The following is a 13,440-nucleotide window of genomic DNA, read 5'->3' as shown; positions in this document are numbered from 1 at the left end:
TAGGCTCTGCGCCGACATCAAGAACACGGCGCTCGCGCCGCAAGGTTGGGAGTGACTGTGTTAGCAGTGGTAATCCTGGGTCTGCTGATCAACGCAATCGCGTTGCCATTGGCGGCGCGTCGGGTGTTCTTCTTGTACAAGCTGATCTCGAGTGGTCAGCCCGCCCCAGACCGGATCGAGGGCGTCACCTCCAAGATGGGCACCGCCCTGAAGCGGCAGGTCGTCGAGGTCTTCGGCCAGAAGAAACTGCTGCAGTGGTCGATCCCCGGGGTCGCGCACTTCTTCGTGTTCTGGGCCTTCATCATCCTCGGCAGCGTGTACGCCGAGGCCTACGGTTCGCTGATCGAGCGCATCTTCCACATCGGCGAGACGCTCCCTGAGGGCTTCACCGACTGGTCGATTCCGATCATCGGGCAGTGGGCAGTGGTCGGCTTCGTCCAGGACTTCATCGCCGTCATGTGCCTGCTCGGCATCTGGGCCTTCGCCCAGATCCGGCTCAAGAACGCGCCCTCCAAGCTCGGTCGTGACTCGCGGTTCTCCGGCTCGCACCTCTCAGGCGCCTGGATCACCCTGTTCATGATCTTCAACGTCATCTGGACGTTGTTCCTCTTCCGCGGCGCCTCCTCGGCGCTGGGACGTTTCCCCTATGAGAACGGCGCCTTCGTCTCCATCGGCCTGGGCAAGCTGCTCGACGGCTTCGGCGAAACGACCCTCGAGGTCATCGAGGGCATCGGCCTGCTGCTCCACATCGGCGTCATGCTGGTGTTCTTGATCTTCGTGCTGAACTCCAAGCACCTGCACATCTTCCTCGCTCCGCTCAACGTGCTGTTCGGTCGCGAGCCCAAGGCCCTCGGCGCCGTCAAGCCCCTGATGATCGACGGCAAGCCGGTCTCCCTGGAGGACATCGACGACCTCGACGAGGACTCCACGCTGGGCGTGGGGCAGGTCGAGGACTTCTCCTGGAAGGGCATCCTCGACTTCAACACCTGCACCGAGTGCGGCCGTTGCCAGGACCAGTGCCCGGCCTGGAACACCGAGAAGCCCCTGTCGCCCAAGCTGCTCATCATGGCGCTGCGTGACTCGACCCTGGCCCGGGCGCCGTACAGCCTGGCCGACGAGGCGGACCGCGAGAAGGTACTCGCCGCTGGTGGGGAGACGCTGACCAAGGAGGTCGAGCGGCCCCTGGTCGCCAAGACCCCGCTCGACTACTTCTACATGCCCGAGGACGGCAGCGGCGTCATCGACCCTGACGTGCTCTGGTCCTGTGTGACCTGTGGCGCCTGTGTCGAGCAGTGCCCGGTCGACATCGAACACGTCGATCACATCATCGACATGCGCCGCTACCAGGTGCTGGTGGAGAACAACTTCCCCGCCGAGCTCAACCAGCTCTTCAAGGGCATGGAGGGCAAGGGCAACCCCTGGAACATGTCGCCCACCGGTCGGATGGACTGGGCCAAGGACCTCGACTTCGAGGTCAAGGTCGTCGGCGAGACGATCGAGTCCCTCGACGAGGTCGAGTGGCTCTTCTGGGTCGGCTGTGCCGGTGCCTACGAGGACCGCGCCAAGAAGACCACCCGCGCGGTGGCCGAGCTGCTCAACATCGCCGACGTCTCCTTCGGGGTCCTCGGCAACGGAGAGACCTGCACCGGCGACCAGGCCCGACGGGCCGGCAACGAGTTCATCTTCCAGGGCCTGGCCATGGAGAACGTCGAGACCTTCAAGCAGTACAAGGTCAAGAAGGTCGTCTCGACCTGCGCCCACTGCTTCAACACCTTGAAGAACGAGTACTCCGAGTTCGGCGTCGAGCTCGAGGTCGTGCACCACACCCAGCTGCTCAACCGCCTCGTGCGCGAGGGCAAGCTGACCCCGGTCAAGGACGGCGAGGGCGCCCACAAGCGCTCGATCACCTACCACGACCCCTGCTACGTCGGCCGCCACAACGGCGTCTACTCCCCGCCGCGTGAGCTGCTCGAGATCCTGCCTGGTGCGTCGTACGTCGAGATGCCCCGCAACTCCGAGCGGTCCTTCTGCTGTGGTGCCGGTGGCGCCCGGATGTGGATGGAAGAGACGATCGGTTCGCGGATCAACGAGAACCGCTCCAACGAGGCCATCGAGACCGGCGCCGACCAGATTGCCGTGGGCTGCCCCTTCTGCCGGGTCATGCTCTCGGACGGTCTGACCTCCGCCCAGGACAAGGGTTCAGCCCGCGAAGAGGTCGAGGTCCTCGACGTCGCGCAGATGCTGTTGGCCTCGGTCAAGGGCGTGTCCGCCACGAAGATCCTGCCCGGCGGGGGCGAGCCCGCCGCGCGGGCCGCGTCCAACGGTGCGGCGGTGAAGGCCGAGCCCGAGGCGGGCGACGTGACCATCACCGAGGACACCGTGACCGAGACCGCGGACGCCGGTCCGGCCGCCAAGGCCTCCGGCGGGTCCTCGCTCTTCGACACCCCGGCCGAGGAGCCCTCCGGAGCCGACACCGAAACCGCTGCACCCGAGAAGTCGGTGGCGCAGGAGGCCCAGGCCGCGAAGCCAGCGTCCTCCGGTGGGTCCCTGTTCGACGTCGGTGGCGACGAGCCCGAAGCCGCCCCGGCGGCGAAGGCCGAGCCGGAATCGGAGCCCGTTGCGGCCCCCGAGGCCTCGGATGCCCCCGACGACTCCACCGACCTGGGCGCTGGCGGGTCGCTGTTCGACGTGGGCGGTGACGAGCCCGAAGCCGCCCCGGCCGCGAAGTCGGAGCCGGCTGCGGCTCCCGCGACCGAGGCTCCCGCTGCCGAGTCGAAGCCGGCTGCGGCCGAAGACTCGACCGCCGCACCGGCCGAAGTGGATCTGGGCGCTGGCGGATCGTTGTTCGACGTCGTCGCCGAGGAGCCCGCGGCTGCTCCGGCAGCCAAGGCCGCGGAGCCCGAGGCTCCCTCCACGGAGCCCGAGGTTGCCGTTGCAGAGCCTGCCGCTGAAGAGCCCGCCGCTGAGGCCCCCGAGCCGAAGAAGGAGTCTGCTCCGGCTGCTGCCACTGCTGCTCCATCGGCGGAGATCCCCGACGGTGGTTCGCTCTTCGACATCGCCGCCCCCGAGGCGGCTGCGCCTGCCGCCAAGCCTGCTCCGGCGGAATCGACGGAATCGGTAGAGGCAGCGGACTCCACGGAGTCTGCGGACTCTGTGGAGTCGGCGGCTCCCGTCGAGGACGACTCGATGCCGCAGGCCGCAGTGGCCGAGGCAGAGATCCTCGAGGCCGAGGGCACCGCCGAGCCGACTGAGGAAGCCGGCGAGCCGGCCGCTCCCGAGGAGAGCCCGGCGGACGACGCTTCCGCCGCGGCCACCGAAGCAGCACCCGAGGAGGCACCTGAGGTCGAGTCGGCCCCTGAGCCCGCCGCCGAGGAGAAGCCGAAGCCGACCAGCTCCGGCGAGGCCCACACCCCGAAGACGGACGTCGATCTCGACGGCGGATCGCTCTTCGACCTGTAGGTCACCTGGTTCACCGTCACGTGGTGGGTTCGATGCGGCAGACGCATCGGACCCACCACGTTGGTTTTCCACAGGCAGCCACGAACACGGTTCCCATCCCATCCCTCTTTGGCGATGCTGACCTGATGGACCAGATCGCCGAACTGCTCAGTGCCCAGGCGGGCGTCGTCGCCCGGCGCCAACTCTTCGAGGCCGGCATGACCACCGACGACCTGGCCCGCGCCGTACGCCGCGAGGAGCTCAGCCCGCTGCTGCGGGGGGTCTACCTGCGCCGCACGGGTCCTCCGACCTGGCACCAACGAGCCTGGGCGGCCGTGCTGTACGCCTGGCCGGCCGCGCTGACGCATTCCTCGGCCCTTCGGGCCGCGGAGGGCCCCGGTCGGCGCGACCAGGACGAGTCCTCGATCGAGGTACTCGTCGACTCGCGACGTCACCTGATGGGACAGCCGGGTCTGCGCATCATCCGATCTCGAGGCTTCGACCGGCGCGTCGTGTGGAGCGCTGGCCCGCCCCGAACGAGTTGCGCCGAAGCCACCCTCGACCTCGCGACCGATACTCCCGACCGGGCGACCGTCCTGACCGCTCTCCTCGAAGCCTGCGGCGGCCGTCGCACCACCGCCGCTCGACTGCTGGTCTGCGCCGAGGCTCGAACGCAACTGTCCGATCGAGGATGGATCAGCGCGGTCCTCGCAGATCTCGCCCACGGAACGTGCGTCGTACTCGAGGACGGCTACCGACACCTGGTGCAGCGACCCCACGGGCTGCCCGACGGCGCTCCCCCGGCGTTCGGTCCACCGCGGGTGTTCAGTGGTCAGAGCGTCATCGAGCACGCGGAGTACGGACTGACCATCTCGCTCGACGGACGCTCCCTACCCGCTGCGATGGCAGCTCTCGCGACCACCGAGAGCAGACACCTGCCTCCGATCGGCTTCCACGACGTCTTCGACGACCCCTGCGGAACGGCGGCGCGCGTGGGTGAGGTGTTGATCCGGGGCGGCTGGTCAGGGCAGACGGCCCGGTGTCCGCGGTGCCGGAAACGACAGGTCGCCTGATCCGCCCGCCTGATCAACCCGTCTAATCCACCCGCGTGACCCCTCGCTCCCGGTGGCGTGGTCTGCTCAAAACGGTCACGACGGACGTCGCAAGACTCTAGACTTGGCACGTGGTCAGCGGCGCGGGAACGGGATACGAGCGCCCCGACGCCATCCACGATCCGGATGATTTCATGGCCCAGGTCACCTGGGCCGACCTGATCGACGTCGACCCGGACCACCACGTTCTGCTCATCGACAACGGCCAGCACCGTGCGCTCCCCAGCCTGCGGAGTCGGACCGATCATGTGCACACCAACAGTCCTGCTGCACTGCCCGATTCGGAACCGGGGGTCGTCTACGACGTCATCTGCATCGATCAAGTCCGCATCAAGGGCCAGGAGCTTCGTGCGCTGGAGCAGCGGCTCCGTCCCGGCGGCCGACTCGTGCTGACCCTCGACAACTTCCTCAGCCCGCTGCGCGCATTGGACCGTTCGCGGACCGCCTCGGCCAGTGCCGGCCGCTGGAGTCAACGTCGTTGGTGTCGGGAGATCGAGGCAGCCGGGTTCGAGGTCGAACAGGCCTTCGGGCTCCTGCGCTCCTCCGCCGCACCGGTCACCGCGTTCGACCTGCGGGCCCCTTCGAGTGTGGGCGCGGTCGTGAAGGCTTCGCTCAATCACGTCGGTGGGCGCCGAGGAGCGTTACTGCGCCGGCTCCCCACCCTGCGACCCGCCACCGTGGCTCGTCTCTCACCGGGATGGCTCATCGTCGCTCGCAACGGCGCGGCCGCCCCCGATCCTTTGCGAGTGGTCGGCAAGGTCTCCAATCGGGACAGCGATGAGGTCAAGCTGATTCGTGGGGAGCCACCGGCGGTGCTGGAACGGTGCTTCGTGACCGGCAAACCGGAGGCCGCGGCCGCCGCGCTGGGCGAATTGGCCGAGGTCGGTTTCGATCTCGTCCCCCGCCTCGTCGGAACTCCGAGCGTCCATCGGTTCGGCGTGAGCTGGGTCGAGGGTGACCCGTTGGAGGTCGACCGACTGTCGCCGGACGAACTGGTCACCTGGGTCGGACGCACGGCCGTGGCCCTGGAGCGGATGCAACGCCTGACCCGACATCCGGACGGGACGGTGCTCGTGCACGGCGACCTCTGGCTGGGGAACCTGCTCGTCTCGGGCGATCGGATCACCGCCATCATCGATTGGCCCTTCGCCCGTCGAGGAGCGCCCACCATCGACGCGACGTTCCTCGTCGAGAGTCTCAGGGACCATCAGTCGGTGACGGCGGCAGTCCTGATCCAGCTCATCAACGCCCGCGACCAAGGTCTTGCCCAGGCGTAATCGGCCTGAAGGAACCGATCAGGATCGGCTTCTGATCCGATCGACCACGCGGTGAACGCGGTCCGCCGCCTGCACCGCTTGCCGCGTGACGGCGATGGCCGCGGGGGTGCCGGACACGATCTCCAGGGTGTCGTAGGAGTCGGTGGCCCACTGACGTTTGTACTGCGACATCCCCAGCAGTTGGTCGACACAGGTCCGCCCCTGCTCGGCCGTCCACCCGAAGATGGCCCGGGTCAGGAGGTGGCCGGGATTGAATCGCGAGACCTCGGGGTCGAAGCGCGGGATCAGGATCGACAGCGTGGTCGGACTAAGCAAGGTGATGTTGAAGCACACCGGGCGCTCGTCGAGGTAGCCGACGAAGACCGCGGCCTCACCACGCGGGACGCTGCCCCGGAGGAAGTCCAGGGTGAAGCCCTCGTAGGGCGGCTGCAGGAAATGCAGACGCGGGTTGGCCTCCTCGGCGGCGTCGAAGATCCGGCGTACGTCGGGGAGCGCTGCCTCCAGAGCGGCCGCGTCCTGAGCCACTGTGAAGGAGAACGTGTGGCCGTCGGCCGCAGTGCGCTTGTCCGCCACGGTCAGAGCTCGCCGCAGGTTCTTGTTGCCCTCACGGCGGATCACGTCCAGTCCGTCTCCGGAGACCTCCGTGGTGGGGCAGCAGTCGTGCACCGTGGTGGTGAGGGTCCGTCCGGGTTGTCCGCCGACCTCGGTCAACGCATCGAGACCCGGCCCGCCGGCGCGGGTTTCGACCAACTCCAGGACGCGACGCCGCTTGGCCAGGCCCTGCCACAGCAGTGTTGCGGCCTCTTCGTGACCGGGGGCCACGAGGATCTGGGCGATCGTGCCGATCCCGTGACCGAGCCAGCGGGCGGCCCACACGGGTCCGACCCTGCGCTCGTGCAACGGGGCGAGAGCGACCAGGTCGTCGCCGCGGCGTACCACCGCAATCAGCAGGCGCCCCTTGCCCAGGTTGTTCCACCAGGACAGCGCGTAGTCGGGCCGCGCGAAGGTCGTCGCCGCGCACGCCTCAGCGAGGGCTTCCCACTCCCGGACCAGGCCCGGCGCCGCAGCTACGTCGCGAATCTCCGTGTAGGTCAGAGCGGTGCCACCGGTCGTCGCCGCGGCTGGCGTTGCGACGGTCGGAGCAGGGCTGTTCGCATCATCGCGCAAGTGCATGTTGTTCTCCCATGGACCAGAGGTGGAGCCGGATGGCCGTTCCCGAACTGGACTATGCCCATTGTGTCGAACGATCGGCGACAAGGCGGGAACACCTCGCCCACGGTCCAGCCACAACCCTCCACGAAGTTCGCCAAATGGCCCTTCGAGATCCTCATGACTGCTTCCGGGTGGTATCTCGCGGCCCCATCTGGCGAACTTCGAGGTCCCATTTGGCGAACTTCGTGGGGATGACGAGCAAGCACCTAGGATCGCGGGGTGGGAACAGCGGATGAGGTAGATCAGGTGGATGGATCGGACCAACAGGACGCAGAGCTCGGGCCGTTCACCTGGGTGGACCTGATCGATGTCCGGGCCGGTGCACGGGTGCTGCTGATTGACTCCGGAAACCGGCGCGCCGAGGCCTCGCTGCTCGCCACCCGTGGACAGGTCACCACGGCTACGCCGAAGACCTGGCGTCGAGAGGTCGGTCGATCCTTCGACCTGATCTGTCTGGACGGGGTGGGGATTCCCCCTAGCGATTCGCTGCGACAGATGCGGGAGATTCTGGCCCCCGAGGGACGCATGGTCCTTTGCCTGGACAACCGGACGAGCCCTCTGCGGGCCGCAGATCGACGACGGAACGGCTCGGACATCTCCGCCCCCGAAGCCGGGGTCGGGCTCCGCCCAGCACTGCGGTCGCTGAGTGGGGCCGACCTGCAGGTGCGCCAGCGATTCGTCCTCCTCAGGTCCTCGAACAGCCCGGCCACCGCCTTCGACCTGATGTCCCGCTCATCGGTCCGGGCCGTGGCTACCGCCACCCTGAGCCACGTCGGAGGCCTCCGCGGACGGCTAGTCGGCGCGTTGCCGCGGATGCCCTCCACTCTGATCGACAGGCTCGCACCCGCGTGGTTGATCATCGCCGACCGAGGCGTCGGCGGACCCGACCCCGACCGGATCATCGGCAAGGTCGCCAACCGAGACAGCGAGGAGGTGAAGCTGATCCGGGGTGACCCCCCGAGCGTGCTGGAACGCTGCTACCTGCGGCGTACGCCGGAGACGGCGGCCGAGGTCTCCGCTCTCACCGCGGCCGAGAAGGCCGGGTTCTCGCTCGCGCCTCGCATCGTCGGCACGTCCCAGGAGACCAGGGTCGCGGTGACCTACCTGACCGGCACTCCCCTGGTCGCCGCGTCGCTGAGCGACGCGGAGGTGCTGCACTGGATCGGTCGCGCCGCGCGAGCGCTCGGAACCCTGCAGCGGTCGACCCGCGAGGCGGATGGCACGGTGCTGGTGCACGGTGATCTCTGGTTGGGCAATCTGCTGGTCTCCGGCGCCGAGATCACGGGCATCGTCGACTGGACCTCAGCCCGCCGAGGCGCCGCTGACATCGACCAACGGTTCCTGATCGAGAGCCTGGATCACCACCGGGAGGTGTCCGACGCCATGAGAGAGCGGATCGAAGCGACCCTGGCCGCAGGACTCAGGCAGGGTCAGGCCTGACCTTGCCCCCGCGTAGTCGTGCCTTGCCAGCACCCGCCAACTCAGCGGCGCGCACAGCCGTCGCGGCGATCCGCAGTGCCGCTGGAGAACCGCAGGTGATCTCACGGGTTTCGTAGGTCCCTGTCGCCCACTGCATCTTGGCCTTCGAGTCACCCAGGAGCTGATCGACCAGGTCCCAGCCGTTCTCGGCGCTCCACGCGAAGACCGCACGGGTCAGCAGGTGTCCCGGGCTGAGCGACGCCACTTCGGGGTCGAAGCGCGAGAGCCACAGCGACACCGTCGAACCGGTGAGGAAGGCGACGTTGAAACTCACCGGCACCTCGTCGATGTAGCCGATGATCACCGCCGACTCACCCTTGGCGGAGGTGCGCCTCATGAGCTCGACCGTGAAGTCTTCGTAGGGATCCTCCAGAAAGTGTTGTCGAGGGAAGTCCGCCTCGGCGACGTCGAAGACCCTTCGCATGTCGGGCAGTAGTCGTTCGAAGCTCTCGGGATCATCGGCGACGACGGTCGTGAACTCCGAGCCCTCCGCCAGCAACCGCCGGTCGGCGACGGAGAGGGTACGGCGCAACCTGCGGCTGGTGCTCCCTGTCCGACGCAGCACATCGAGGCCGTCCCCGCTCACCGGAGTCGTGGGACAGAGGTCCCGAACCGACTCCCGGTAGAGCTTGTCCGGGAGCGATCCACGGGCCCGCAGCGCCGACAGCCCAGGGCCCTCGGCGTTCGTCTCCACAAGTTCGAGCACCCGGGAGCGGCACATCAACCCGGACCACAGGGTGATGGCAACATCCTCGTGGCCGGGCCGAATCAGGATCTCTGCAATGGTCCCGAGACCGTGACCCAGCCACCGGGTCACCCAGACGGGCCCCACCCGACGCTCGTGCAGCGGGGCGAGTGCAACGAGTTCTTCGCCACGGCGTACGACCGCCAGGAGGAGACGCCCCTTGCCGAGATGCCGCCACCAGCCCAGGGCATAGTCGGGGCGGGCGAAGGGCCCGGCCCCGGACGATTCGGCCAGTTCCTCCCACTCCTCGATCAGGCCACGAGCCTCGAGGGCGTCGGTGATCTCCGAGTAGGTCGGCGCTGCAAGCGGCGACGCGGCCGCTGACCCGCTCGCGATTACTCCGGCGTCCATGCCCCGCAAGGTTCCTCCTCGGCCACGGGGACACCCAGACGCGCAGCCCCCGCCTTGCGCCCCTCCATCCTCGCGAACCGTCGGTGACGGCAGATCCACACCCGGGGAACCATCCGGACACAAACAGTCCGGCGAGGCTCAGAGGACCGAGGTGACGACGTCGTACATCTGCTCGCGGAAGCGCTCCTGGGCGAAGGTCTCCGCGTGCGCGCGGACCTTCTCGGGTTCGAAGGCGGCGTCGTCGAAGGACGTCAGCGCCTCCGCGAACGCGGCCGCGTGCCCGGAACGATCGGGTCGGTCGGGGTGGACGAGCACCCCGCTGAGGCCTTCGATCACCGTGTCCAGGGCACCACCGACAGCCAGAGCCACCACGGGGGTCCCGCAAGCCATGGCCTCCACCGGGATGATCCCGAAGTCCTCCTCGCCCGGGAACACCAGGGCGCGAGCCCGACGCATCAGGTCCAACATCGCTGCGTCATCCACGCGGCCGACGAACTCGGTCTCGGGACCGGCCACTGCCTCACAGGCCTCCCGCGAACGACCATCGCCGACCACGACCAGCCGGACCCCCGCCCGTCGGGCGGCCTCGACAGCCACCTCTGGCCGCTTGTAGGGCACCAGTCGGCCGCACAGCAGGAAGAAGTCGCCGCGCTCGGCGGTCGGGTCCGGGGTGAACAGGTCGGTGCGCACCGGCGGGTGCACCACAGTGCTCTCCCTGCCCCACCACTGGGCGATCCGGTCGGCCACAGTGGAGGAGTTGGCCACGATGCGGTCCGGTCGGGCCGCCGCACGTCGGTCGAACCCACGCTGTGAGGCTGCGAAGGCGCCCAGGAGTCGTTCCCCGGCGGCGCCGCCGACCTCGCCCGAGCGCATCTCCTTCTCCCACATCCAACGCGCTGGGGAGTGGACGTAGCTGACCATCGCCACTCCTGGCGCGGGTCGTACCCGTTGGGAGAACGCGTGGTGGGAGGTGATCACGACGTCGGGTCGCCCCAGATCGGTTCGGGACATCGCCAGGGGCAACAGCGGCAGCAGGTGTGCGTAGCGGCCGTCCCCGCGGTACAGGCGCTGGAGCGGGCTGGTCCTGACCGGCGTTTCCTCCAGGCCCTCCGGAAGCCCGGACTCCCCCGCCACGGGGGCGAACACCGAGGCCCCGGGGAAGGTCTTGACGAGTTGCTCGACGACACGTTCGGATCCGCCGAGTTCGGTGAAGCGCTCGTGGACGACGACCGCGCGCACTGCGCCGGCCTCAGGCACGGGAGTCGGCGGTGGTTCGTGGCCCGCGGTAGGTGTGACGAAGCTGACGTTGCTCGCGGCGTACGGCGACCGCTGCGGCACCGGACTGCACGGTGATCGCGACGACCTCCACGCCCAGACCGGTCAGGGCCGACATCTGCTTGCGCAGGTGCTTGCGGGTCATCGAGCCGGGTTCGACGTCGAGCACCACCGGCCCCTGGAGGCGGATCAGCACCGGGATGAGTTGATCGATCCGCGAGACCGACGCGGCAATGATCACGCGTCCGTAGGCCCCCGAGGTGGCGATGCGGTCGAGTTGCTCGGCGTCGACCGGGCCCTCGCTACTGCCGGCAGCCAGGATGTCGAGCCGGTCCACGGGAGAGCGGGTCGACAAGGACGCCCGCAACTCCAACGGGTCGGCAGGCAGGTCCGCGGCGGCGGGCGCGTCCGAGAGCCCCGGCGAGGCAGGGGTGCCGAACTCTTGGTGTACGGCGGGGTTGCGGGCTCCGGCGTCGACGAGTAGCACGCGGTCGTCGTACCCCGCGAGCAACTCGGCCAGCAGGCTCGCCGCGTGGGCGCTGGGTCTGGCTCCCTGCTGAATCACCAGAACTGTCGAGGCTCCCCCGACCTGTGGGAGCAGTGCGGCCAGCGAGGCCGGGCCGTCAGTGGGTCCAATGGCCACCGAGGGCAGGCCGGTGACCTCACCCGCGTCGCGGGCCGGATCACGCAACGACAACTCACCACGCCAGGAGCGACGGATGACCACGATCTCGGCCATCACGATGGCCGCCAGCAGGAAGGCCAACAAAGCGTCGCGCAGGGGTTGAGGGGCGATCGGGCTCGATGGCTCATCCGCGGTCTCCACGGTCACCAGTTGCCAGGCCGACTTGCTCGACGCGGTCCGCAGCGAGGACAGCAGCGCCTCGCTCTCGCGCACGAGTGCGGCCCGTTGCACCGTTTCGCTCTCCGGCAGGTTGACGCGTTCCTGGCCCACTTCGGCCAGGGCCAGACGCAGCGCCTCGCGCTCGGTCTCGAGGTCGTCGGCTTGGTTCTGGGCGATCACCGCGCCCAGGGCCTCCGCGACCTCGTCGGCCAGACCGGCGGCGGTCTCGGGGCTGGTGCCTGAGGCGGTGACGGTGACGAAGCCGGGCTCGGAGCCCGCTTCCGCGGTGATCTTGTCGATCGCGTCCGCGACGGCGTCGGTGCGGTTGGCCGCGGCCAGAGCCGTGGTCACGACCCCGCGGTTGGTCGCCAACGCGATCACCGTGCGCGCGTAGTAGTCCACCTGGGTCGAGGGGTCGCTGACGTCGGAGGTGGGCACTCGCACCTGCATGGTGGTGGTGGCGGAGTACTCGTCCGGGAGCGAGGAGCGCCAGAAGAGCACGGCGGCCGCGGCGATCAGAGCGATGCCGAGCACGTAGAAGCGTCGGCGCCAGACACCGGCGAGTTGTTCCAGGAGATCCACGAAGATTCAGTTCTTTCGATTGGTGGTCCGCAGGGCGCGGGCAAGTGAGTAGTAGGACGGCTTGCGGGTTCCGTTCTTGCGAACGATGCCAAAGTTGGACTCGAGATCGAACGGTGCCCTGGCCGTGTCCCGGTAGGAGTAGAAGTAGATGGGGCCGAGGTAGCTCACCGAACGGGCGAGGCGTTGCCCCATCACCAGCATCCGGCCCTGTTCCTTGGCCGTGACGGCGCGGGAGTGTTTGCCGGTGGGGGCGCCGTACTCGGTGAGCCAGATCCGCTGCCGTCCGGCACCAGCAGCGCGCATGACCTGGCGCATCTCGATCAGGCGGCGGAAGGTGTTCCACTCCTGACCACCCGACGGGAGGGCCGGGTAGGAGTAGGGGTGCACCGAGATCGCATCCACCGCGCGTCGGCGTTTGCTCGCGGCGTAGAAGCGGGCCAAGAAGGTCACCGGCGAGACCTGCGAGCCGTCGCCTGCGTTGGTACCCGGCGAGAGGGCTCCGGCGAGCACGGTGGCGCTCGGGTCGCGCTTCTGCAGGACCGGAGCCACCTTGTCGACCAGGGCGGCATACGCCTTGGCGTCCGGGCCGGAGGGCCAGAAGCGTTTCAGGTTCGGCTCGTTCCAGATCTCCCACGCCTCGACCATGGGGGCATAGCGACGGGCGGCCCGGCCGGCGAACCGGGCGAACGCCTTCGGGTTCACCGGGCGGCGGGCGCCCTCAGCGTCATACCGTCGCGCCCAATCGGGCTCGTAGCTGAGGAGAGCGAGAACCTTCAGGCCCTCGGCGCGGGCGGCTTTGAAGACCCGGTCGGTGTCCGTCCAGTCGTAGGTCCCCCTCCGGGGTTGGATCCGGGCCCAACTCAGGTCGATCCGGATCCGACGAGCACCGACCTTCCGCATTCCACGCAGGTCACGTCGCAGGGCCGCCGGGGAGAGGTCGATGATGCTGAATCCGGGGGAGAAGCCGATGCGGGAGCGTCCCGACCCCGTCCGTCGGGACGCCGACGACTCCGCGGCGACCACGGCCGGAGCCCAGGTGGCGGCCGTCAGGACCCCGGCACTCACGTCGCGGGCCCGAGGCCCCTGCCCGGCGGGCACGACCGTAGCGATACTGAGGGCCAAAGT

Annotated in this window: 9 protein-coding genes; 4 read left to right on the top strand and 5 right to left on the bottom strand. The window is 68.7% G+C overall.

Features of this window, described 5'->3' with window-relative positions; genetic code table 11:
- Positions 1-57: 57 nt before the first annotated feature.
- The 3 genes from ACYVLV_RS17335 to ACYVLV_RS17325 all read left to right on the top strand — a co-directional run bounded on the left by ACYVLV_RS17335 (position 58) and on the right by ACYVLV_RS17325 (position 5,827).
- A complete protein-coding gene (locus ACYVLV_RS17335; protein ID WP_460811971.1) occupies positions 58-3,459 on the top strand; it encodes a (Fe-S)-binding protein in 3,402 nt (1,133 codons plus the stop codon).
- A gap of 125 nt (positions 3,460-3,584) precedes the next feature.
- Positions 3,585-4,511, top strand: coding sequence for a type IV toxin-antitoxin system AbiEi family antitoxin domain-containing protein (locus ACYVLV_RS17330; RefSeq protein WP_460811969.1), 927 nt, complete (start codon positions 3,585-3,587; stop codon positions 4,509-4,511).
- 110 nt (positions 4,512-4,621) lie between these two features.
- Positions 4,622-5,827 (top strand): phosphotransferase, encoded by a 1,206-nt coding sequence (locus ACYVLV_RS17325; RefSeq protein WP_460811967.1) that lies wholly within the window; start codon positions 4,622-4,624, stop codon positions 5,825-5,827.
- An 18-nt stretch (positions 5,828-5,845) separates the two neighbouring features.
- Here the strand turns inward: ACYVLV_RS17325 and ACYVLV_RS17320 are convergent, their stop codons facing one another.
- The gene (locus ACYVLV_RS17320) at positions 5,846-7,000 is read right to left on the bottom strand and encodes a GNAT family N-acetyltransferase (protein WP_460811964.1); all 1,155 of its coding nucleotides are present in this window, start codon (positions 6,998-7,000) and stop codon (positions 5,846-5,848) included.
- Positions 7,001-7,258: 258 nt separating this feature from the next.
- On the opposite strand from ACYVLV_RS17320, the gene ACYVLV_RS17315 reads away from it, so the two are divergent.
- Complete coding sequence (locus ACYVLV_RS17315) at positions 7,259-8,479, top strand: phosphotransferase (RefSeq protein WP_460811962.1); 1,221 nt, start codon at positions 7,259-7,261, stop codon at positions 8,477-8,479.
- Here ACYVLV_RS17315 and ACYVLV_RS17310 read toward each other — a convergent pair.
- From ACYVLV_RS17310 to ACYVLV_RS17295, 4 genes are all read right to left on the bottom strand, one after another.
- Positions 8,460-9,614, bottom strand: a complete 1,155-nt coding sequence (locus ACYVLV_RS17310) for a GNAT family N-acetyltransferase (protein ID WP_460811960.1) — start codon at positions 9,612-9,614, stop codon at positions 8,460-8,462. The two genes, ACYVLV_RS17315 and ACYVLV_RS17310, sit on opposite strands and share 20 nt — an antisense overlap.
- 138 nt (positions 9,615-9,752) lie before the next feature.
- Positions 9,753-10,871 carry a glycosyltransferase gene (locus tag ACYVLV_RS17305; RefSeq protein ID WP_460811958.1) on the bottom strand — a complete coding sequence of 373 codons (1,119 nt, stop codon included), beginning with the start codon at positions 10,869-10,871 and terminating at the stop codon, positions 9,753-9,755.
- On the bottom strand, positions 10,864-12,315 hold the full coding sequence (locus ACYVLV_RS17300; protein ID WP_460811956.1) for a hypothetical protein: 1,452 nt from the start codon (positions 12,313-12,315) through the stop codon (positions 10,864-10,866). Before ACYVLV_RS17300 ends, ACYVLV_RS17305 begins: the two co-directional genes overlap by 8 nt.
- Positions 12,316-12,321: 6 nt before the next feature.
- Complete coding sequence (locus ACYVLV_RS17295) at positions 12,322-13,413, bottom strand: beta-galactosidase (protein ID WP_460811954.1); 1,092 nt, start codon at positions 13,411-13,413, stop codon at positions 12,322-12,324.
- Positions 13,414-13,440 lie beyond the last annotated feature (27 nt).

This window comes from Nocardioides salsibiostraticola (genome assembly GCF_054783655.1).
This window is presented reverse-complemented; position numbering and strand designations above follow the sequence as displayed.

Excerpts from the sequence above, each read along its gene's own strand:
- ACYVLV_RS17330 (WP_460811969.1), top strand. The coding sequence starts at position 3,585 with ATGGACCAGATCGCCGAACTGCTCAGTGCCCAGGCGGGCGTCGTCGCC.
- ACYVLV_RS17310 (WP_460811960.1), bottom strand. The coding sequence starts at position 9,614 with ATGGACGCCGGAGTAATCGCGAGCGGGTCAGCGGCCGCGTCGCCGCTT.
- ACYVLV_RS17320 (WP_460811964.1), bottom strand. The coding sequence starts at position 7,000 with ATGCACTTGCGCGATGATGCGAACAGCCCTGCTCCGACCGTCGCAACG.